This is a genomic window from Candidatus Symbiopectobacterium sp. (assembly GCF_020054415.1).
Lineage (GTDB): Bacteria > Pseudomonadota > Gammaproteobacteria > Enterobacterales > Enterobacteriaceae > Symbiopectobacterium.
The window spans coordinates 1-21,491 of sequence record NZ_JAHWCO010000538.1; the positions used below are offsets into that span (position 1 = coordinate 1).

Sequence of the window (21,491 nt, forward strand, 5' to 3'; positions counted from 1 at the left end):
ACACACCGGGATAAAACAGCCGGAATATTTAGACCCTTTCATCAGGTTCTTAACGCCATTACCGCTGATAAGCTGTATCCCGGTTATGTTCCCCTGCGTGTTTTTAACCGACAGCATAAGGGAGCCAGACGGGTATTTCTCGCCACCGGCCATCAGTTCTCTGGGGCTTTGTTGAATAAATAGATTTTATGCTGGCAGCCCAGTGAAACGACGGATCCTCGCAACGTAAAATCATGCAGTTAGGCCTCATGAGAAAAATGTACACCTGAGATGACAAGCATTTTCTACCAAAACTGGCATGGAAAAACAGCATGATTACCTATTATTCAACAAAGCCAAAAAAACTATTAACTCCGTGCCTCATCAGAGCTGTTCAAAAAATGTACTTAGCGTACGTTTTCGTACGGTTGGGCTTCAGACACCCCTTAGAGCTGGCTTTTTTTTACGCACAAAGAAAAGCCTCGAAACCGAGGCTTTCGTTGTTCGATGTGGACGACTTGTGGATGACTGTAGAAATAAATCCTATTATTTCAAAACAATAAATCATGTAATAACCCCTCCGAAGAGGGGTTTTTTGTGCCTTGATGGCGTATTTACTCAAACGCGGCGGGTTTTGCTGCTGCTGCGGTAGCGTGGTTGACGGCAGAGTGACCACCCGCGCTGCCTTTACCGGCGAACTCGGTGGTTGGGCGTATCCAATCGCTGTGGTGCGGTGCTTCCGCCTCGTAGGCTGGCGCAGACGCTTTGGTCATCGGTGCGGAGGCTGAGTGCTGTTGTTTAGCCGTACTGCGTAACGGTTGTACCGCACGAGTCGTGGTCGAAACAGAAGGCTCGGCAACCACGGGCGCAGGTTCGACAGCGGCAATGGGTGCAACGGTCTCAATCGCGTCGGCTGCTATCACGGCCGTTTCAGCGGTTTCAACTTCAGCAACCGCTGGTGCGGTTTCTTCCGTTGCCTGAGGAATCGCCACTACTGCGACGTGTTCCTCAACGGCTTCAACAGGTGCCTGTTCAGCGCTAGCTGCGGGTACCGCTGGTGTTACCACCTGCTGTTCCTCGACAACTGTGCTTTGCTCTGAGGTGGTTTCCGTGCCAGCGACAGGCTCAGTCACTTCTGCATCAGCAACCTCAACGGGTTCTGTTGTTACGACCGCCTCAGGGACTACGGCCTGCTCAACGGTAACAGGTGCTTCGACCGAGTCTTGTGCTACATTTTCAGCTGCGACCGGCGCAGGACTAACAGTGTCGTCTACGAGTGGTGCGCTGACGATGTCCGTTGCAGGTGCTGCAACAGGCTGTGTTTGCTCGTCAAGTGCAGTAATGACTGGCAGTACCACAATGGGTGCTTCGACAGCTGGTGACAGCTCAGTCGATTGTTCGTCGTTTTGTGCTAATGCAGCCACAGGATAGCGGACCCACACTTTACCGGATGCCATCTCCGGCGAAGCAGAAGCCTGCGCCAACGGCATCGGCGATTGTGTCGGATAACGCTCATCACGATAGCGACGACGACGTTGACCACTCACGCGCAGATGACGCGGTGAACGGCGCGAGCGGAGTGGCATATTGGCATCACTACGGCCCGCCTCTGCCTGCTCTGCGTTGACTTCAGTCTCCGCAGGCGCGCTTGTCACGGCATCCGTCAACAGTGGCAGCGCGTGTTCTGCTACCGGTGCAGGGGATGTTGATGCTTCAACCTGGCTCTCAGCGTTTGCTGCGTCACCGTCAATGATACGCACTTTCTGTGTTAACTGGCGGCGCTGACGGCGCGGCATTACCGGCGTCGTTTTCTCCTGTTCAATCTCATCCTGTGCGCTTTCTTCATCGCGGTTTAGGGCTTTAACATCTTGCTGGGCATTACGTTTTTCATCCTGACGACGACGTTGACGCTCTGCACGTTGTTCACGACGTTGCTGATCGTCACGTGGTGCTTTTTCTACCGCTTCTTCAACAGGAGCGGCAGATTCTGTCACCGCTGGCGCGTTCTGACGTTTGTTGCGACGGTTCTCATCCCGTGATTCGCGGTTGCTGTCACGGCTTTCTTTGTTACCATCACTGCCGTCACGTGCGCCATCACGTTGATTACGATCGCGACGGTTGCCCGATCCTTGACGACGACCGGAACGACGCTCTTGCCGTTGCTCCGTCGAGGCGGTTTCTTGCGTGTTGGGGCTTTCCGGTTGGCTTTCCGCGCTGGTGAACATGTTTTTCAACGCGCCGAACAGACGGCCAAACAGCCTAGGCGTTGCAGGTGCAGAAACTTGCTCTGGTGCTGTTTTTGTCGCTGGTTTCGGTGTGATTACTGGCGATTCAGGCAGGTCAGGAATGGTGAACGTGGCCAAGGCCGGTTGCTCAGGAATCTTTCGCTCCAGAGATTGCTCTTCCTGAACCTGTTGTGCCTCTGCATCAAGACGCTGCGGCAGCAGATAGCTGAGCGTGGTCTTTTCTTCACCTTTACGCACACGCAGAACGTGGTAGTGCGGCGTTTGCATACCATCGTGCGGCACGATAACGGCGCGAACGCCACCCTGACGTTTCTCAATGGCATTCACGGCTTCGCGTTTTTCGTTCAGCAGATAAGACGCGATAGGCACCGGTACGATAGCGTGAACTTCCCGGGTGTTCTCTTTCAGCGCTTCTTCTTCAAGCAAACGCAGGATAGAGAGCGACAGGGATTCGTTACCACGGATAGTGCCCGTCCCGCTACAGCGCGGACAGACGTGATGGCTGGATTCACCGAGCGACGGGCTCAACCGTTGACGAGACATTTCCAGCAGGCCGAAGCGAGAGATGCGACCAATCTGAATACGGGCGCGATCCTGACGAACGGCATCGCGCAGGCGGTTTTCCACTTCGCGCTGGTGGCGAACCGGGGTCATGTCGATAAAGTCGATAACAATCAAGCCACCGAGGTCACGCAGACGCAACTGGCGGGCGATTTCATCAGCCGATTCGAGGTTGGTGTTGAAGGCGGTTTCTTCTATATCACCGCCACGTGTTGCACGGGCCGAGTTGATATCGATCGCCGTCAATGCTTCTGTGGTATCGATGACAATCGAGCCGCCAGAAGGCAAGCGCACTTCACGCTGGAAAGCGGATTCAATCTGCGATTCGATCTGATAGTGGCTGAACAACGGAATTTCACCGCTGTACAATTTGATTTTGCTGCTGAAATCTGGACGGCCCAGTGCAGAAATATGCTCTTTGGCAAGGTCGAGGATTTTCGGGTTATCGATAAGAATTTCACCGATATCCGGGCGTAAATAATCGCGGAATGCGCGAACAATAACATTGCTTTCCTGATGAATCAGGAAAGGGGCAGGGCGACCTTCTGCCGCTTTTTTGATGGCATCCCAGTGTTTCAGACGGAACGCCAGATCCCACTGGAGCGCATCGGCAGATTTGCCGACACCAGCGGTACGCACGATAAGCCCCATGCCATCAGGCAGTTCGAGCGAGCTCAGTGCTTCTTTCAATTCGGTGCGATCATCGCCTTCAATGCGACGAGAAATGCCAACCGCGCGCGGGTTATTTGGCATCAACACCAGATAGCTGCCCGCCAGGCTGATAAAGGTAGTCAGCGCTGCGCCCTTGTTGCCACGCTCTTCTTTGTCAACCTGAACAATAACTTCCTGTCCTTCGAGCAACACGTCTTTGATGTTGGGACGACCGTGGGAGGCATAGTTACTGGGGAAGTATTCGCGAGCAATCTCTTTTAACGGAAGGAAACCATGTCTTTCTGCGCCATAATCAACAAAAGCAGCTTCAAGACTGGGTTCGATGCGGGTGATTTTTCCTTTATAGATATTGGCTTTTTTCTGCTCATGGCCTGGGCTTTCAATATCCAGATCGTAGAGACGTTGACCATCAACCAAAGCAACACGCAACTCTTCTTGCTGAGTCGCGTTAATTAACATTCTTTTCATCTTAACTTACTCGTTATTTTTACTTGCATCATTGATAGAGCTACGGACAAAGATGCTGAATGACCGGGTTCACCGATGGCCTCGTGGCTTATCGCAGGGACGTCAACCTCCCGGTTGTCGCTTGCATAGAGGCGCATATTTCGGTAGCCTGTATTTCCTGATGGAAAACAGCACATTTATTGAGGGAACAGCTTCTGAAGAAGGGTCAACAGATCTGATTCCATTTACCGGTCAAGCTGCCATCCGCAGCCCGCTAGCTGCTTGATTACGCATTACGTCTTACGCCATTGCTGCGTTTATGCGTTATCAGGCAAATTTACCTGTTTTGCCCTCTCCACTGTTTCAGGAAGATAGGCGGGTAAAACCACAGCATTATTTCATTGCTGGTACTGTTATAGCAAGGTGACTTTACGGATGTGCAACAAGATTGTTGTCGTGATTTTTATCAAATGTGCGAGCAGTATGACTGAAGTTCGCGCGTTCGATGGCAATCAGTTGGCACAATATCTCGGTAGCAGCCCATTAAGTACCTGACAGACAGTTAAACACATAAAAAGGAGTGGCGCTATCTGCACGGTCTATTTAAAATCGCGCATCATGAAAACAGAGAATCCATCAGTACAATTTATCGCAGTTTCTGCCGATGAAGCGGGGCAGCGTATCGACAACTTTTTGCTGGCGCGGCTTAAAGGTGTGCCGAAAAGTATGATTTATCGCATCTTGCGTAAAGGCGAGGTGCGCGTGAACAAAAAACGTACTAAGCCGGAATATAAGCTACTGGATGGCGATGTGGTGCGTGTTCCTCCCGTGCGCGTAGCGGAACGCGATGAACCGGCGGTGTCAGCCAGTCTCGATAAGGTGGCTGCGTTAGCAGATTGCATTTTGTATGAAGATGACAGCTTGATCGTGCTCAATAAACCCTCCGGCACGGCGGTGCATGGCGGCAGTGGGCTGAGCTTCGGTGTCATCGGAGGGTTGCGCGCGCTGCGGCCTGAAGCGCGCTTTCTGGAATTGGTGCACCGGCTTGATCGTGATACGTCAGGCGTATTGCTGGTAGCAAAAAAACGTTCGGCGCTGCGTGCGCTGCATGAACAACTGCGGCTCAAGGGCATGCAGAAAAATTATCTGGCGCTGGTACGCGGTCAGTGGCAATCACATTGCAAAGTGGTGCAGGCACCGCTGTTAAAGAATATTTTGCAGAGCGGCGAGCGCGTAGTGCGGGTCAGTAGCGAAGGGAAACCCTCAGAAACCCGTTTCAAAGTGGAAGAGCGCTTTGAGCAGGCGACGCTGGTGCGCGCCAGTCCGGTGACGGGGCGCACCCATCAGATCCGCGTACATACGCTGCACGCAGGCCATCCTATCGCGTTTGACGATCGCTATGGCGACAGAGAATTTGACCGGCAACTTGCTGCTACCGGGCTGTCGCGTTTGTTCTTGCATGCGCAGTCGTTGAGCTTTGAGCATCCTGCCACCGGTGAGATGATGCGTGTCGAAGCGCCGCTTGATGGGGCATTACGCCACTGCTTACAGGTGTTGCGGCAGCAGAAATAGCATCAGTGATGTTTGGTAATCTAGCTAAAACAGTAACTCCCGCCACCAACCGTTATTCCCGCGAAGGCGGGAGTCTCGTGCGGAAGAAACGCGTTTATTCTCACAGTGATCCCCGGCTTTTTCCTAGGATAACGAGAGGGACTGTGACGCGGTGCGTGCTGGTTACCCTAATCCGGTCCGTGTTAATGGGTTGACGCCCTCATGGCGCAGCATCTCGCACAGAGCAATAAGCGGCAGGCCAACCAAGGTATTGGGGTCGCGTCCGGAAAGTTTATCAAACAGGGCAATCCCCAATCCTTCACTTTTGAAACTTCCTGCACAGTACCACGGCTGCTCTCGCGCCAGATAGGCCGCAATGTCTTCCTCACTCAGCGCACGAAAATGTACGTCAAAGGGCTCGACCTGCGATTGCAGCGCGCCACTGGCGCTGTTAAGCAGCGCCAAACCAGTATAAAAGGTGACGCGGCTACCGCTGGCATGACGCAACTGCTGCGCTGCCTTTTCCGCAATCAGCGGTTTTCCTGTAATAACACCGTTAAGCACGCAGACTTGGTCGCCACCGATAATCAGGTGCGTGGGATAGCAAGTAGCCAGCGCTTGCGCTTTTTCCCGTGCCAATCGCTCAACCAGCGCGACGGCGCTTTCTTGCTGACATGGCGTTTCATCGATATCGGGATTGGCACACTGAAAAGGCAGTCCCAGCTTGTCGAGCAGGCTTTTACGGTAAGGAGAGGTAGAGGCAAGCACAATCTGAGACATAATTTTTACGATAAACCGTAGCGTAATCAAAAAAGGCATTTTACACTGTGCGCCGCTGAGAAAGCGAATCTGGGCGATCGCGAATCTTGATAACATAGTAAGACAACGCCGCCTTTTCCTTTGACTCTAAGTCGTTACGACGTTAATATGCGTACCCTATGCAAAAGGTAAAATTACCCCTAGCCCTGGATGCGGTTCGCACGGCTCAAAAACGTTTAGACTATGTTGGTGTCTACACAGTTGAACAAGTTGTACGCGTTGCCGAGTCTGTGGTCAGTGTGGATAGTGATGTTCAGGTCTCTTTATCGTTTCATATCGATAATCAGCGCTTGGCGGTGATTGACGGCAGTGCACAAGTGGCCGTTACGCTGATGTGCCAGCGCTGCCAAGAGCCGTTCGAACATCAGATTCACACCACATTTTGTTACAGTCCTGTCGTCAATGACGAGCAGGCAGATGCTCTGCCGGAAGTGTATGAGCCAATCGATGTCGATGAGTTTGGCGAGGTCGATTTGCTGGCGATGGTTGAAGATGATATTATTCTCGTATTGCCCATCGCTCCGGTACATGATTCTGAACACTGTGAAGTGTCCGAAGCGAACATGGTGTTCGGTAAACTGCCTGAAGAGGTGGAGAAACCGAACCCGTTTGCCGTATTAGCCAGTTTAAAGCGTAAGTAATTAAGGAGTAGGGTCCATGGCCGTACAACAGAACAAACCTAGCCGTTCCAAACGTGGTATGCGTCGTGCTCACGATGCCCTGACCACCTATTCTGTTTCCGTAGACAAAGTTTCTGGCGAAACTCATCTGCGTCATCACATCACTGCGGATGGCTACTACCGCGGTCGCAAGGTTATTGCCAAATAATTCTCGCGATTATTAGCAAGGCAATACCTTGACACGCCTCACACTGGCGTTGGATGCAATGGGCGGGGACGTTGGTCCCTGCGTAACGGTGCCTGCTGCATTGCAGGCACTGGCTTCTAATCCGGGTCTTCACTTGTTATTGGTCGGCGATCCCGCTGCGCTTCATCCATTACTCGCCAAAGTCGATTCTGCTTTACTGTCCCGGTTTGAAATTGTGCCGACTGAATCGGTTATTGTGAGTGATGCGCGTCCGTCGCAGGCGATCCGTGCCAGTCGTGGTACGTCGATGCGCATTGCGCTGGAACTGATTAAAACGGGTAGGGCACAGGCGTGCGTGAGTGCCGGAAATACCGGTGCCTTGATGGGACTGGCGAAACTGTTGCTCAAGCCGTTGGAAGGTATTGATCGTCCTGCTTTGGTGACGGTGTTGCCGCATCAGCAGCAGGGCAAAACGGTGGTGCTGGATCTGGGTGCCAACGTCGAGTGTGACAGTGCGCAATTGGTACAGTTTGCTGTGATGGGTTCAGTGATGGCCGAAGAGGTGCTGTCGCTGCACAATCCGCGCGTTGCACTGCTGAACATCGGCGAAGAAGAGACCAAAGGCCTGGCCGCGATTCGCGATGCGGCCGCGCAGTTAAAGAATACGCCCTCGATTAACTATATTGGTTATCTTGAAGGCAATGAGTTACTGACGGGCAAAACCGACGTGATGGTCTGTGACGGCTTTGTGGGTAATGTCACATTGAAGACGATGGAAGGCGTGGTAAGGATGTTCCTGTCACTGCTCAAATCGTCGTCGACGGATGTCGGACGTAAAGCGAAGCAAGCGTGGTGGCTCACGTTGATCGGCCGTTTTATCCAAAAGCGATTGGCGAAACGGTTCGGTCATCTCAATCCTGATCAATATAATGGCGCATGTCTGTTAGGGCTGCGGGGCACCGTGATAAAAAGCCATGGCGCGGCAAACCAACGGGCGTTTGCCGTCGCTATCGAACAGGCAATGCAGGCGGTTCAGCTGCAACTTCCCGACAGGATTGCTGCGCGCCTGAAAACTGTATTACCCAAGAGTGACTGAGCGTACATGTATACTAAAATAATCGGAACGGGCAGTTTTTTGCCTGAACAAATCAGGACGAACGCTGATTTAGAACAATTGGTTGACACTTCCGATGAGTGGATTGTGACGCGCACCGGTATCCGTGAGCGCCGCATTGCCGGGCCGGATGAAAACGTGGCGACCATGGGACATCAGGCAGCGCTGAACGCGCTGGAGATGGCGGGCATCGATAAGGACAAGATTGGCTTTCTGATTGTTGCAACCACGTCCTCTACGCACGCATTTCCGAGTGCTGCCTGTCAGATTCAGCAGATGCTGGAGATCCGCGATACTATCGCTTTTGACGTCGCCGCGGCTTGCGCAGGGTTTAGCTATGCGCTCAGCATTGCCGATCAATACATTAAAAACGGCGCGGTAGATTACGCGCTGGTGATTGGTTCAGATACGCTGGCGCGTACTTTGGATCCTGCCGATCGCGGTACCATTATTCTGTTCGGTGACGGTGCGGGCGCGGTGGTGTTGGGCCAGTCGGAACAACCCGGCATCTTGTCAACCCACCTGCATGCAGATGGCCGCTATGGCCACCTGTTGACGCTGCCTCATCAGGATCGTGCGCATCAGGATCAACCTGCCTATCTGACCATGGCTGGCAACGAAGTATTCAAAGTAGCAGTGACGGAACTGGCTCATATCGTTGAAGAAACGCTGCATGCCGCACAACTCGATAAGAGCGAGTTGGACTGGTTGGTGCCGCATCAGGCTAACCTGCGCATCATCAGTGCCACGGCGAAGAAATTGGGTATGGGCATGGACAAGGTTGTGGTGACACTTGATCGCCACGGCAATACGTCGGCCGCTTCCGTACCCAGCGCTCTGGATGAAGCAGTGCGCGATGGAAGGATAAAACCCGGTCAGTTGATCCTGCTGGAAGCCTTTGGCGGCGGGTTCACCTGGGGTTCTGCGCTGGTTCGTTTTTGATCAAACGGGACGTTTAATATGACGCAATTTGCAATGGTATTTCCGGGGCAAGGTTCCCAGACAGTCGGCATGTTGGCTGAACTGGCAGCACAGTACCCGGTAGTACAAGAAACCTTTGCCCAGGCTTCTGAGGTATTGGGTTACGACTTGTGGCAGCTCACTGCACAGGGCCCAGCGGAAGAAATGAATAAAACCTGGCAAACCCAACCGGCACTGTTGACGGCATCGGTGGCGATTTGGCGGGTGTGGCAGCAGCAGGGCGGCAAACAGCCCGCGCTGATGGCCGGCCACAGTCTGGGTGAATATTCGGCACTGGTATGCGCCGGTGCTCTGGACTTTCAGGAAGCGGTGCGTCTGGTTGAGCTGCGCGGCAAACTGATGCAGGAAGCCGTGCCGGAAGGTACGGGCGCGATGTACGCTATCATTGGTCTGGATAACGATGCTATCGCGGCTGCCTGTGAAGCGTCTGCCGAGGGGCAAGTAGTTTCTCCGGTGAATTTCAACTCGCCGGGACAGGTGGTGATTGCGGGTAACAAAGAAGCCGTTGAGCGTGCTGGTGTAGCTTGCAAAGCCGCCGGGGCCAAGCGTGCGTTGCCGCTGCTGGTGAGTGTGCCCTCCCACTGCGCGTTGATGAAGCCTGCGGCAGAAAAGCTGGCAGAGGCGTTAAAAACGATTACAGTTACTACGCCAGCCATTCCAGTGGTTAACAACGTTGATGCGCATAGCGAAACCGATCCTGATGCCATTCGTGCGGCGCTGGTAAAACAGCTTTACAGCCCGGTGCGTTGGACCGAGTGTGTCTCCTACGTTGCTGCTCAAGGCGTTGAGAGCTTGCTGGAAGTGGGACCATGCAACGTGTTGACCGGGCTGACAAAACGTATTGTTGACACCCTGAGTGCGGCGGCAGTTAACGATCCTGCTTCACTGTCTGCGGCCTTGGAACAATAAAACGGAGAGTACCATGAGCTTTGAAGGAAAAATTGCCCTGGTAACGGGTGCAAGCCGCGGTATTGGCCGTGCGATAGCAGAAACGCTGGTGGCTCGCGGTGCCACCGTGGTGGGAACCGCTACCAGCGAAAATGGCGCGCAAGCCATCAGCGAGTGGTTGGGCGCCAATGGCAAAGGGTATATGCTCAACGTCGCCGATCAGGCGTTCGTTGAAGCGGTATTGACAGCGGTTCGTGCGGATTTCGGTGAAATCGACATTTTGGTCAACAACGCAGGCATTACGCGTGATAGCCTGTTGATGCGAATGAAATACGACGAGTGGCAAGATATCATCGACACCAATCTGACATCGGTATTTCGTCTGTCAAGAGCGGTGTTACGTGCCATGATGAAAAAACGCTTTGGCCGTATCGTCACCATCGGCTCCGTAGTGGGAACCATGGGGAACGGCGGGCAAGCGAACTATGCGGCAGCGAAAGCGGGCCTGATCGGTTTTAGCAAGTCGCTGGCGCGCGAAGTAGCCTCACGTTGCATTACTGTCAATGTGGTTGCGCCAGGTTTTATCGAAACCGATATGACTCAGGCATTGACAGAAGAACAACGTGCAGGCATTTTGAGCCAGGTTCCTGCGAACCGACTTGGGGACGCGAAAGAGATCGCCAGTGCTGTTGCTTTTTTGGCCTCCGATGAGGCTGGTTATATTACGGGTGAGACGTTGCATGTCAACGGCGGCATGTATATGATCTAATTAGCTCGGAATTTATTTGTGTTATTTGCGTTATTTGCGTTAGTTGCGGTGAGAACCGCAAAATAGCACAAAATCGTGGTTAGACCAGCAGGGATTTTGTTGCATCTTTTTCAACATTTTATACACTACGAAAACCATCGCGAAAGCGAGTTTTGATAGGAAATTTAAGAGTATGAGCACTATCGAAGAACGCGTTAAGAAAATCATCGTTGAACAGCTTGGTGTTAAACCGGAAGAAGTGGTTAACAACGCTTCCTTCGTTGATGATCTCGGCGCTGATTCTCTTGACACCGTTGAACTGGTAATGGCGCTGGAAGAAGAATTTGATACTGAAATTCCAGACGAAGAAGCAGAAAAAATCACAACTGTTCAGGCAGCCATTGATTTTATTCAGGCTAACCAGCAGTAAGCGAACATATCTAGGCGGTCACTCGACCGCCTAAGTTTTCTTTGTCCCGCAGTGTCATATTTTCCCTCCTTGGAGGACAAGCGTGTCTAAGCGTCGTGTAGTTGTGACCGGACTGGGCATGTTAACTCCTGTCGGTAATACAGTTGAGTCCACCTGGAGTGCTCTTCTTGCCGGTCAGAGTGGCATCAGCCTGATCGACCATTTCGATACTACTGCCTATGCAACCCGTTTTGCTGGCTTAGTAAAGGATTTAAATAGTGAGGATTTCATCTCGCGCAAGGAAGCGCGCAAGATGGATGCTTTTATCCAATACGGTATTGCTGCTGGCATTAATGCCATGCGTGATTCCGGTATTGAAGTGACGGAAGAAAACGCGACGCGCTTCGGTGCGGCGATCGGTTCCGGCATTGGTGGCTTGGGGCTCATTGAAGAGAACCACAGTTTACTGGTGAACGGCGGTCCGCGTAAAATCAGTCCGTTCTTTGTCCCTTCCACTATTGTTAACATGGTGGCTGGGCATCTAAGCATCATGTTCGGACTGCGTGGTCCGAGTATTTCCATTGTCACTGCCTGTACTTCTGGCGTGCATAATATTGGCCATGCGGCGCGCATCATTGCTTACAACGATGCAGATATTATGCTGGCCGGCGGCGCGGAAAAAGCCAGTACGCCTCTGGGCGTTGGTGGATTTGGCGCAGCCCGTGCACTTTCCACACGTAACGACAATCCTCAGGCGGCAAGCCGTCCGTGGGATAAAGATCGTGATGGTTTTGTGCTGGGTGACGGTGCCGGGATCATGGTGCTGGAAGAGTATGAACATGCGAAGAAACGCGGCGCGAAAATTTACGCCGAAATCGTTGGCTTCGGCATGAGCAGCGATGCCTATCACATGACGTCACCGCCGGAAAATGGCGCTGGCGCTGCGTTGGCGATGCAAAATGCCCTGCACGATGCAGGTATTACCCCGGCCCAGATTGGGTATATCAACGCGCATGGTACCTCTACGCCAGCGGGTGATCTGGCGGAAACGCACGCAGTCAAATCTGTGTTTGGTGAACAAGCGAGCCGCGTAATGGTGAGCTCAACCAAATCCATGACCGGCCACCTGTTAGGGGCTGCGGGTTCTGTGGAATCTATCTTAACGGCGCTGGTGCTGCGCGATCAGGCTGTTCCGCCGACCATCAATCTGGATAACCCGGACGCAGGTTGCGACCTAGATTTTGTACCGCATGAAGCACGTCAGGTTTCAGATATGGAATACACACTGTGTAACTCCTTCGGTTTTGGCGGTACTAACGGTTCACTGGTGTTCCGCCGCGTGTAATGGCGCAGCGATACCGCTAAAAGCCCGGGCAACCGGTTTTTTTTTGCCTGTCACTCACCATTGTGGGCAGGGCATAATTCAGAACGCGCCACTTGTTGCCGTCATGGGTTACTGGCACTTTGAACGTAACGCTGCTGCCACTACCCTTGGCGTTGTTGGCTTCGGCATTCATGAACCTGTGTGTGAGGACAGCGTATGTTTTGGATAAATGGCCAGGCGCAAGAGCAGATAGCCGTTACCGATCGTGGCCTCCAGTATGGTGACGGGTGCTTCACCACCGCACGCGTGCTGGAAGGCAAGATCGTGTGGTTGCCATTGCATATGGCGCGGTTACGTCAGGACACTGCGCGTTTGCATATTCCGTTTGCGGCATGGGATAGACTGCAAGCCGAAATGGAGCGGGCGGCACAGGGCGTGGAGCAAGGCGTAGTGAAAACCATCGTAACCCGTGGTAGTGGCGGACGAGGTTATAGCATGCTGTCTTGTGGCGAGCCGACGAGTATAGTCATGCAGATGCGTTATCCTGCTCAATACACCGAATGGCGCAAGCAGGGTATATCTCTTGGCATCAGTCTGGTCACGTTGGGGCGCAATCCGCGATTGGCTGGCATTAAACACCTGAATCGTCTGGAGCAGATCCTGATACGCCAGGAGATGGAAGCGCAAGGTATCGATGACGTGGTGGTGCTTGACACTGAGGGCTGCCTGGTGGAATGCTGTGCGGCTAATTTGTTTTGGCGCAAGGGCTATCAGGTATTTACGCCGGATTTGTCACTCGCGGGTGTGAACGGTGTGGCGCGTCAGCAGGTGATGACCCGCTTGGCCCAGTATCCCGATTATCAGCTACAGCTAGTGCGTGAACCTGTGAAGACGCTCGCCGATGCTGATGAAGTGTTTGTTTGTAATGCATTGATGCCGGTGCTTCCGGTCAATCAAATTGATACCTGGTGTTATCGCTCCAGGGCGTTGTACCAACTACTGAGCCCTAACGGTTAGTCGATGGTTGAATGATGAAAAGAAAGAAAACGCTATTTTTTCTGCTGGTGGTGATGGTACTCGCCTCGGCACTCTGCGCTGCATGGCATAACCTGCAACAGTTTGCCCGCTCGCCGCTGTTGATTGAACAGGAGACCATTTTCACCCTCCAGGCCGGAACCGGCAGAGAAGTGCTGGAAACCTCGCTGACAGAACAGCAGGTGATCTCTCCAACGGTGCTGTTTCAGTGGCTGCTGCGCGTGGAGCCAGAATTGGCAAAGTTCAAAGCGGGCACCTATCGCCTGATGCCGGGTATGACGGTACGGGAGATGCTGGCGTTGCTGGCGAGCGGCAAAGAGGCGCAGTTCTCTATTCGTTTTGTCGAAGGATCGCGACTGCGTGACTGGCTGGAAACGTTGAAAACCGCACCCTACCTGGCGCACAGCGTACAGGATAAAACGCCGCAAGAGATTGCTGCACTGCTGGACATTAAAGAGGCGGAGAACCCGGAAGGCTGGCTCTACCCCGACACTTACCTTTACACCGCAGGTACGCGCGACAGCGATCTGCTGCTGCGTGCGCATCATCGTATGCGTAATGTGGTGGACGGAGTGTGGAAAAATCGCGAGACGGGGTTGCCCTATGCGTCGCAGGAGGAACTGCTGACCATGGCCTCCATCGTAGAAAAAGAGACGGCAGTTAAAGAGGAGCGCCCTCAGGTCGCGTCGGTGTTTCTAAATCGTCTACGCGCAGGCATGCGTCTGCAAACCGATACTACCGTGATTTATGGTGTGGGTGAGGGTTATCGTGGTGTGATAACGCGTAGCGCACTGGACACCGCCACGCCGTATAATACCTATGTGATTGCCGGGTTGCCGCCGACGCCAATCGCCATGCCGAGCCGAGCTGCACTTGAAGCCGCCGCGCATCCGGCAAAAACAGATTATCTTTATTTTATGGCGGACGGGAAGGGGGGACACCGTTTCACGACCAACCTTGCCGATCATAACCGTGCAGTGCGCGCTTACCGCTCAACGCTGAAGGACCGGGATGAACAGTAAATTTATCGTGATTGAAGGATTGGAAGGCGCAGGTAAAACCAGTGCGCAGAACACCGTATTAGCGACCTTACGGACGCACGGCGTGCAGGATGTGGTTTTTACCCGAGAACCGGGCGGTACGCCATTGGCCGAGCGACTACGTGACCTGATAAAACAGGGTGCCGACGACGAGAGAATCACTGATAAAGCTGAATTATTGATGCTCTATGCTGCGCGCGTACAGCTGGTGGAAAATGTCATCAAACCCGCCTTGGCGCGGGGCACCTGGGTGATTGGCGATCGCCACGATCTCTCCTCGCAGGCTTATCAGTGCGGTGGGCGCGGTATGGATCAACAGCTCATGCAGTCACTGCGTGATACCGTGCTGGGCACATTTCGTCCCGATCTTACTTTGTACCTTGATATTCCGCCGGAGCAGGGGTTGGCGCGTGCACGCCAGCGCGGTGCACTCGACCGCATTGAGCAGGAATCATTGGATTTCTTCGCCCGTACTCGTGCACGTTATCAAGCGCTGGCTGCCACCGATGCAACCATCGTTACCATTGATGCCTCACAACCGTTGGACAAGGTGAGTGCGGATATTGAAGCTGCTCTGGTGCGGTGGCTTGGTCAGCAACAGACACAAGATGCTGCACCGTTGTCGGTACAGGAGCGCTAAGCATGGAATGGTATCCCTGGCTGAATGGGCACTATCGGCAACTGATTGAGGGATATCAGGAGGGGCGAGCACACCACGCAGTGTTGCTGCACGCGTTGCCGGGTATGGGGCGCGAATCGCTGGTGTATGCGTTATCAAGACGTGTGCTGTGCCAAAAGCCAGAGGGAATGAAAAGCTGCGGCGAATGCCATTCCTGTAAATTGATGATGGCGGGTACGCACCCGGACTGGTATGCCCTCAGCCCGGAAAAGGGAAAACAGACGTTAGGGGTTGATGCGATACGCAGCGTATTGGAAAACCTCTATCAGCGTTCACGGCAGGGTGGTGCCAAGCTGGTATGGATTGAAAACAGCGAGCAGTTGACTGAAGCGGCGGCCAACGCGTTGTTAAAAAACCTGGAAGAACCGCCAGAAGCGACCTATTTTTTGCTGGGTTGTCATGAGCCAACACGTTTGCTGGCGACGCTGCGCAGCCGCTGCCTGCACCTTTATCTGCCTACGCCTGACGAAGCACAAAGCGTTGTTTGGCTCAATAAACGACACCCTGCGTCTGAGCAGGCGCTGCAAACCGCGCTGCGTTTGCAGGCCGGTGCGCCGCTGGCGGCTGAGCACCTGCTGCAAGATGATACCGCACGCCAGCGCACGGCACTATGTCAGGCGCTGGCAAACGCGGTGCCAGCGCGTGCTTTTTATTCGCTGTTGCCGCAACTGAACCATGAAGACGCACCGGAGCGTCTTCACTGGCTTTCCTCGCTGCTACTGGATGCGTTAAAAATACAGCGTGGAGCCGCGCGCGCGCGCGTTAACCTCGATCAGGATGTGCTGATAGCGCTGTTAGCTAGCCAGTTACCTGCTACGGAAATAGACGCCATGCTTGCTCGTTGGCTGCGTTGCCGTCATCAGCTCCTGACGGTGACAGGCGTAAACCGTGAACTCCTGCTGGCCGATGTGTTGCTGGAATGGGAACAACGGTTCCAAACGGCAAACCTGAATTCTCTCCCTTCTTTCTCTGTTTGATAAGCGTTGAGTAAATAGCATGTTATTAGTGGATTCGCACTGCCACCTTGATGGTCTGGATTATCAATCTCTGCATAAAGATGTGTCTGATGTGTTGACCAAAGCGCGGGCGCGTGACGTCGGCTTTGTGCTGGCGGTGGGAACAACGCTGTCCGGTTATCGCACCATGCGTGAACTGATCGGCGATCGCCCGGGAGTGGCTTATTCGTGCGGTGTGCATCCTCTCAATCAGGACGCACCGTATGATTATGCTGAGCTACGCCAACTGGCTGCTGATCCACTCGTGGTGGCGATGGGTGAAACCGGCCTCGATTACCGCTATCAGCCGGAAACACAGGCGCAACAGCGTGATTCCTTTCGCGAACACATTAGCGTCGGCTGTGAGTTAAACAAGCCGGTTATCGTCCATATCCGCTCGGCACGTCAAGATACCCTTGATATTCTGAAAGAAGAGGGAGTTGAGCGCTGTGGTGGTGTGCTGCACTGCTTCACTGAGGATATTGCTACGGCGCGTACGCTGCTGAATATGGGGTTCTATATCTCGTTTTCAGGCATTGTGACGTTTCGTAATGCAGACGAACTTCGTGACGTTGCCCGGTTTGTTCCACTGGATCGCCTGCTGGTTGAAACCGATTCCCCTTGGTTGGCCCCGGTGCCGTTTCGTGGTAAAGAGAACCAGCCTGCCTACGTGCGCGATGTTGCCGAGTATCTCTCCGTGCTAAAAGGTGTTGATATTGCACAATTAGCAGCGGCTACTACAGAGAATTTTTCCCGCCTGTTCCACATCGATTCACAGCGGTTGACCGCCGCCGTTTAGTGTTTAAAATGGCCGAGTTTTTTTGTGCTGCGTAATTAATTGACGCTCATCTGTGCGCTGGTTGGTGGTTTCGCCACCAGTGACAGAGGTTCTGCCCGTCTGTTACCTACAGAAATGGCGATTTTGTGCGCTACTCGATCTGTTGGCGCAATGAAACGTGATAGCAGTCAAACATTGAATGAACCATTTATTTTACTCTACGTAAAAATTAAAAGAGTGATAAATACCTTAAATAACAAAGGGTATCCTCCCCGCCTTTTTTTGCTATAACGCCGTAAAAGCACTATTACTCAGGAGCACACTCAGTTATGTTCAAGAATACATTTTCCAACCTGCAAAAAGTAGGTAAGTCGCTGATGCTGCCTGTCTCCGTACTGCCCATTGCAGGTATCCTGCTTGGTGTCGGATCGGCCAACTTCAGCTGGCTGCCGGACATAGTCTCAAGCGTGATGGAGCAAGCGGGTGACTCCGTATTTGCCAATATGCCACTGATTTTTGCCATCGGCGTTGCCCTCGGTTTTACCAATAATGATGGGGTTTCCGCGCTGGCGGCCGTTGTTGCCTACGGCATTATGGTGAAGACGATGGCAGCGGTGGCTCCACTCGTGCTGCAACTGCCGCCTGAGGTGATCATCAAAGAACACCTGGCGGATACCGGGGTGCTCGGTGGGATCATCGCTGGTGCGATTGCGGCCCACATTTTTAGCCGTTTCTACCGTATCCAGTTGCCGGAATACCTGGGCTTTTTTGCCGGTAAACGCTTTGTGCCGATCATCTCTGGTCTGACAGCGATTATCACCGGTGTGGTACTCTCCTTTATCTGGCCACCGGTAGGGACCGCAATCCAAACGTTCTCACACTGGGTTGCCTATCAGAACCCGGTGCTGGCATTTGGCCTGTACGGTATTGTTGAGCGCTCGTTGGTGCCGTTTGGCTTGCACCATATCTGGAATGTGCCGTTCCAGATGCAGATCGGTGAATTAACCAACGCGGCGGGCCAGGTGTTCCACGGTGACATCCCTCGTTACATGGCCGGTGACCCGACTGCAGGTAAACTGGCGGGGGGCTTCCTGTTCAAAATGTACGGCCTGCCGGCGGCGGCGATTGCTATTTGGCACTCCGCCAAGCCGGAAAATCGCGCTAAAGTGGGCGGTATTATGCTCTCTGCGGCATTGACCTCGTTCCTGACCGGGATCACTGAACCGATTGAGTTCTCCTTCCTGTTTGTGGCACCGATCCTCTACGTGATCCATGCCATTCTGGCGGGCCTGGCGTTCCCCATCTGTATCCTGCTGGGCATGCGCGATGGCACCAGTTTCTCCCACGGTTTGATTGACTTCGTAGTACTGAGCGGCAACGGCAGTAATCTGTGGCTGTTCCCGATCGTTGGTCTGTGCTACGCGCTGGCTTACTACACCATCTTCCGTGTACTGATTGCCAAACTGAACCTGAAAACGCCGGGCTGCGAAGAGAGCACCTCTGAACAGTCCGCGCAGAACAGCAGTGATATGGCGGCGGCGCTGGTGACTGCCTTTGGTGGCAAAGAAAACATCATCAATCTGGACGCCTGTATTACGCGTCTGCGTGTGAGTGTCGGTGTTGTCGCCAAAGTGGATCAGGAAGGCCTCAAAAAACTGGGTGCAGCTGGCGTTGTTGTTGCTGGCTCTGGTGTACAGGCAATTTTTGGTACTAAATCTGACAACCTGAAAACGGATATGGATTATTACATCCGTAATCACTGATTCGTTGTCCGGGGAGTGATAAAGGGAGCGAAAGCTCCCTTTTTTATTGTGCGCTGACCTGCGGTGAAAAAGCCGCAATTCAAACATCTGAACTAGAAAAAACAGAAAGAAGGTTGAAAGCAACCGAAAGTGTCACTCATACTGCCGTAACCATTCTGCGTTGCACGTTTATAAGGAACTCAAACATGGCTGAAGAAACTATTTTCAGTAAAATTATCCGCCGGGAAATTCCTTCCGACATCGTCTATCAGGATGAACTGGTTACGGCCTTTCGTGACATCGCGCCTCGCACGCCAACGCACGTTCTGATCGTTCCTAATGTATTGATTAATAACGTAAATGATGTTTTGCCTGAGCACGAACAAGCACTGGGAAGATTGTTCACCGTCGCCAGCAAGATTGCGCGCGACGAGGGCATTGATGAAGACGGTTATCGTCTGATCGTTAATTGCAATCGCCACGGCGGCCAGGAGGTCTATCATATTCATATGCACCTGCTGGGTGGACGTCCTCTGGGGCCATTGTTGTCGGACTAACTTCATGAACTTCCAGATTGTGCGCGGCCTGTTATCTGCTGTGTTGGTGCTGGGGGTTGTTGCGTGTTCCAGCCCACCCCCCCCGTGTTGACCATCAATGAGCGGCAAACGTTAGTGCTCGGTGCTTCTTTGTTGTCCGCTGGGATTACGGCATCAAAACCCGATCTGACCACGCGCAGTGAGGGCGGAAGCGCCTGTGCGGTGCTGCGCAATACGTCATCCCAGGCGGTGACGGTACAGTACCGCTTCTACTGGTATGATGGAAAAGGGTTGGATGTGCTGCCTTATGACGATGTGCGCAGTGTTCTGGTTCAGGCGCAGAGCGAAGTGCGCATTTCTGGCGCGCACTAGGGGCAGAATGTTCAGCAAGTCCGCCTCCATCTGTTTCTGTAAAAGTGTTTAGAGAGGAACGCATGAAAAAGTATCTTGTGCTGCTGTTCGGGGCGATGGTGTTGACCGGTTGTATGACCCGTCCGCCAGAGCAACAGCCACCTGCGCAGATCGAACCGGTGCAACCGTCACAGCCGGAAGTGGTCACGCCGCCACCGGGGCAGCCGGTGCCTACGCCTCCGAAAATTCAAACACTGAACTGGGAAGGTAGTGTCGGGCCTTTAGTGGCACAAATGCGACAGGCCAGCGGCGTAGCGCCCGGCAGTATCCTGCTGGTTGACAGCGTGAAGAACAACACCAACGGCTCGTTGCCGGTCGCGAAGGCGACAGCGGCGATTTGTGATGCGTTTGCGAACGGCAACGCGTTCGCGCTGGTGCCACGTGAACAGGTGGCCGTGGCGAAACAGACGCTAGGGTTATCGGCAGAGGACAGTCTGGGCTCGCGCACTAAGGCGATAGGCCTGGCGCGCTACGTGAGCGCGCAGTATGTGCTCTACAGCGATGTCAGCGGTGATGTGAAAAACCCGCAGTTGGACATGCAGCTGATGCTTGTGCAAACCGGTGAAATCGTATGGTCGGGAAATGGTGCCGTCCAACAGTAAATTGGCGCTTGAACGTCTGCTTGCGCAACACTTTCCGGCGGTTGATACCGCCGGTTTTCATTTCGAAGCTGTGAACGATTCGGGACGCGGCTGTTGGCGCGTTAGCGTGGGCGATCGTCAATTGCTAGCGCGGCCGCAAACCACAGAGGCGGCGCAGTTGGGCGTATTCAGACAACGTGAATACCGGGTGTTACGCCAGCTCTCTGCACGGCAGTTGGCTCCTAAGCCTGTTGTCTACCGCGACGGTTGGCTCATCGTGGAATGGGCCGCAGGGGCTACGGTGTCTGCGCAGGATTTTTCAGGCGTATTGGAAAACGGATCGCTAGCACAACTGCTCAGCCAGCTTCACTGCCAGCCGTGTTGTGGCTTTCATTTGAATTTACCGGCGCAGTTTATCCATCACTGGCAAAATATGGATCCGCGTCGACGCTCGCCAGCGTTACTGCGCTGGCACCACCATTTTCAGCGTAAAGCCCCGCCTGACTTGCTCGCGTGGGCACCGTTGCATCTAGACGTACATAGCGAGAATGTGTTGATCACGCCGCAGGGGGCGCTGCTGCTTATCGATTGGGAATATGCCGCCGATGGAGATATTGGACTGGAACTGGCGCTGTTGGTGCGTGGCAATGGGCTTGACGTTGAGTCGCAACGGCGCTTGCTGCGAACCTACCAACAGCAGCGGCCCGGTTTGTGCGCGCAGGCGTTGAACACATCGGTTCAAAAGTGGCTGCCCTGGGCCGATTATCTTATTCTGATGTGGTGTGAGGTGTGCTGGCATCAAACGGGACAAACGGCGTTTTTAGCGGCAGGTTCGGCATCGCGTCGTGCTCTTGGGCTAAACTCGTAATCCGGGCGAATAATCTAGGCACTGTGCGCCAGATAACCTGTCATCGGTCAATGCAGGCACAATCCATCAGGTGTATTATCAAAAAAGCGTTTGCTTGTTGTGATAGGCGGTGACGTCTGGCGTTGGTCGTATCCTGAGGGGCTTTGTTGAATAATAGTGAGTCATGCTGTTTTGCCAAGCCAGTTTTGGTAGAAAATGCTTGTCACCTCAGGTGTACAGTTTTCTCATGAGGCCTAACTGCATGATTTTGCGTTGCGAGGATCCGTCGTTTCACTGGACT

The 21,491-nt window shown here is 53.5% G+C and carries 21 protein-coding genes; 19 read left to right on the plus strand and 2 right to left on the minus strand.

What is annotated here, in order from left to right:
- Positions 1-593: 593 nt before the first annotated feature.
- Positions 594-3,926: a ribonuclease E gene (rne, locus tag QZ506_RS15810; RefSeq protein WP_291972344.1), complete on the minus strand. Its 3,333-nt coding sequence runs from the start codon at positions 3,924-3,926 to the stop codon at positions 594-596.
- Positions 3,927-4,523: 597 nt separating this feature from the next.
- Between rne and rluC the strand changes: the two genes are divergently transcribed.
- Positions 4,524-5,477 carry a 23S rRNA pseudouridine(955/2504/2580) synthase RluC gene (gene rluC, locus QZ506_RS15815; RefSeq protein WP_291972345.1) on the plus strand — a complete coding sequence of 318 codons (954 nt, stop codon included), beginning with the start codon at positions 4,524-4,526 and terminating at the stop codon, positions 5,475-5,477.
- A gap of 162 nt (positions 5,478-5,639) precedes the next feature.
- On the opposite strand, the gene QZ506_RS15820 is transcribed toward rluC, so the two are convergent.
- Positions 5,640-6,236, minus strand: a complete 597-nt coding sequence (locus tag QZ506_RS15820; protein WP_291972346.1) for a nucleoside triphosphate pyrophosphatase — start codon at positions 6,234-6,236, stop codon at positions 5,640-5,642.
- 158 nt (positions 6,237-6,394) lie between these two features.
- On the opposite strand from QZ506_RS15820, the gene yceD reads away from it, so the two are divergent.
- The 18 genes from yceD (at position 6,395) to QZ506_RS15910 (ending at position 21,211) form a co-directional block, all read left to right on the plus strand.
- A complete protein-coding gene (yceD, locus tag QZ506_RS15825; protein WP_291972348.1) occupies positions 6,395-6,916 on the plus strand; it encodes a 23S rRNA accumulation protein YceD in 522 nt (173 codons plus the stop codon).
- A gap of 16 nt (positions 6,917-6,932) precedes the next feature.
- Complete coding sequence (gene rpmF / locus QZ506_RS15830) at positions 6,933-7,103, plus strand: 50S ribosomal protein L32 (protein ID WP_291972350.1); 171 nt, start codon at positions 6,933-6,935, stop codon at positions 7,101-7,103.
- A 28-nt stretch (positions 7,104-7,131) separates the two neighbouring features.
- Positions 7,132-8,178, plus strand: coding sequence for a phosphate acyltransferase PlsX (gene plsX, locus QZ506_RS15835; RefSeq protein WP_291972351.1), 1,047 nt, complete (start codon positions 7,132-7,134; stop codon positions 8,176-8,178).
- Positions 8,179-8,184: 6 nt separating this feature from the next.
- Positions 8,185-9,138, plus strand: a complete 954-nt coding sequence (locus tag QZ506_RS15840; RefSeq protein ID WP_291972353.1) for a beta-ketoacyl-ACP synthase III — start codon at positions 8,185-8,187, stop codon at positions 9,136-9,138.
- Positions 9,139-9,156: 18 nt separating this feature from the next.
- Complete coding sequence (fabD, locus tag QZ506_RS15845; RefSeq protein ID WP_291972356.1) at positions 9,157-10,086, plus strand: ACP S-malonyltransferase; 930 nt, start codon at positions 9,157-9,159, stop codon at positions 10,084-10,086.
- Between the two features lie 13 nt (positions 10,087-10,099).
- Positions 10,100-10,834: a 3-oxoacyl-ACP reductase FabG gene (gene fabG / locus QZ506_RS15850; RefSeq protein ID WP_291972358.1), complete on the plus strand. Its 735-nt coding sequence runs from the start codon at positions 10,100-10,102 to the stop codon at positions 10,832-10,834.
- Positions 10,835-11,006: 172 nt separating this feature from the next.
- The gene (gene acpP, locus QZ506_RS15855; protein WP_012765204.1) at positions 11,007-11,243 is read left to right on the plus strand and encodes an acyl carrier protein; all 237 of its coding nucleotides are present in this window, start codon (positions 11,007-11,009) and stop codon (positions 11,241-11,243) included.
- An 82-nt stretch (positions 11,244-11,325) separates the two neighbouring features.
- A complete protein-coding gene (fabF, locus tag QZ506_RS15860; RefSeq protein WP_291972360.1) occupies positions 11,326-12,567 on the plus strand; it encodes a beta-ketoacyl-ACP synthase II in 1,242 nt (413 codons plus the stop codon).
- A 195-nt stretch (positions 12,568-12,762) separates the two neighbouring features.
- Complete coding sequence (pabC, locus tag QZ506_RS15865; protein WP_291972362.1) at positions 12,763-13,563, plus strand: aminodeoxychorismate lyase; 801 nt, start codon at positions 12,763-12,765, stop codon at positions 13,561-13,563.
- Positions 13,564-13,577: 14 nt separating this feature from the next.
- Positions 13,578-14,603, plus strand: a complete 1,026-nt coding sequence (gene mltG, locus QZ506_RS15870) for an endolytic transglycosylase MltG (protein WP_291972364.1) — start codon at positions 13,578-13,580, stop codon at positions 14,601-14,603.
- Positions 14,593-15,261, plus strand: coding sequence for a dTMP kinase (gene tmk / locus QZ506_RS15875; RefSeq protein ID WP_291972366.1), 669 nt, complete (start codon positions 14,593-14,595; stop codon positions 15,259-15,261). The genes mltG and tmk overlap by 11 nt, the downstream gene beginning before the upstream one ends.
- Positions 15,262-15,263: 2 nt before the next feature.
- The gene (holB, locus tag QZ506_RS15880) at positions 15,264-16,277 is read left to right on the plus strand and encodes a DNA polymerase III subunit delta' (RefSeq protein ID WP_291972368.1); all 1,014 of its coding nucleotides are present in this window, start codon (positions 15,264-15,266) and stop codon (positions 16,275-16,277) included.
- A gap of 19 nt (positions 16,278-16,296) precedes the next feature.
- The gene (locus tag QZ506_RS15885) at positions 16,297-17,094 is read left to right on the plus strand and encodes a metal-dependent hydrolase (protein WP_291972370.1); all 798 of its coding nucleotides are present in this window, start codon (positions 16,297-16,299) and stop codon (positions 17,092-17,094) included.
- 308 nt (positions 17,095-17,402) lie between these two features.
- Positions 17,403-18,836, plus strand: a complete 1,434-nt coding sequence (gene ptsG, locus QZ506_RS15890; RefSeq protein WP_291972372.1) for a PTS glucose transporter subunit IIBC — start codon at positions 17,403-17,405, stop codon at positions 18,834-18,836.
- A 185-nt stretch (positions 18,837-19,021) separates the two neighbouring features.
- Positions 19,022-19,372 carry a purine nucleoside phosphoramidase gene (gene hinT, locus QZ506_RS15895; RefSeq protein ID WP_291972373.1) on the plus strand — a complete coding sequence of 117 codons (351 nt, stop codon included), beginning with the start codon at positions 19,022-19,024 and terminating at the stop codon, positions 19,370-19,372.
- Between the two features lie 63 nt (positions 19,373-19,435).
- A complete protein-coding gene (locus tag QZ506_RS15900) occupies positions 19,436-19,723 on the plus strand; it encodes a DUF1425 domain-containing protein (protein WP_291972375.1) in 288 nt (95 codons plus the stop codon).
- A gap of 62 nt (positions 19,724-19,785) precedes the next feature.
- Positions 19,786-20,364, plus strand: a complete 579-nt coding sequence (lpoB, locus tag QZ506_RS15905) for a penicillin-binding protein activator LpoB (RefSeq protein WP_291972377.1) — start codon at positions 19,786-19,788, stop codon at positions 20,362-20,364.
- On the plus strand, positions 20,345-21,211 hold the full coding sequence (locus QZ506_RS15910) for a phosphotransferase (protein WP_291972379.1): 867 nt from the start codon (positions 20,345-20,347) through the stop codon (positions 21,209-21,211). Before lpoB ends, QZ506_RS15910 begins: the two co-directional genes overlap by 20 nt.
- Positions 21,212-21,491: the final 280 nt, after the last annotated feature.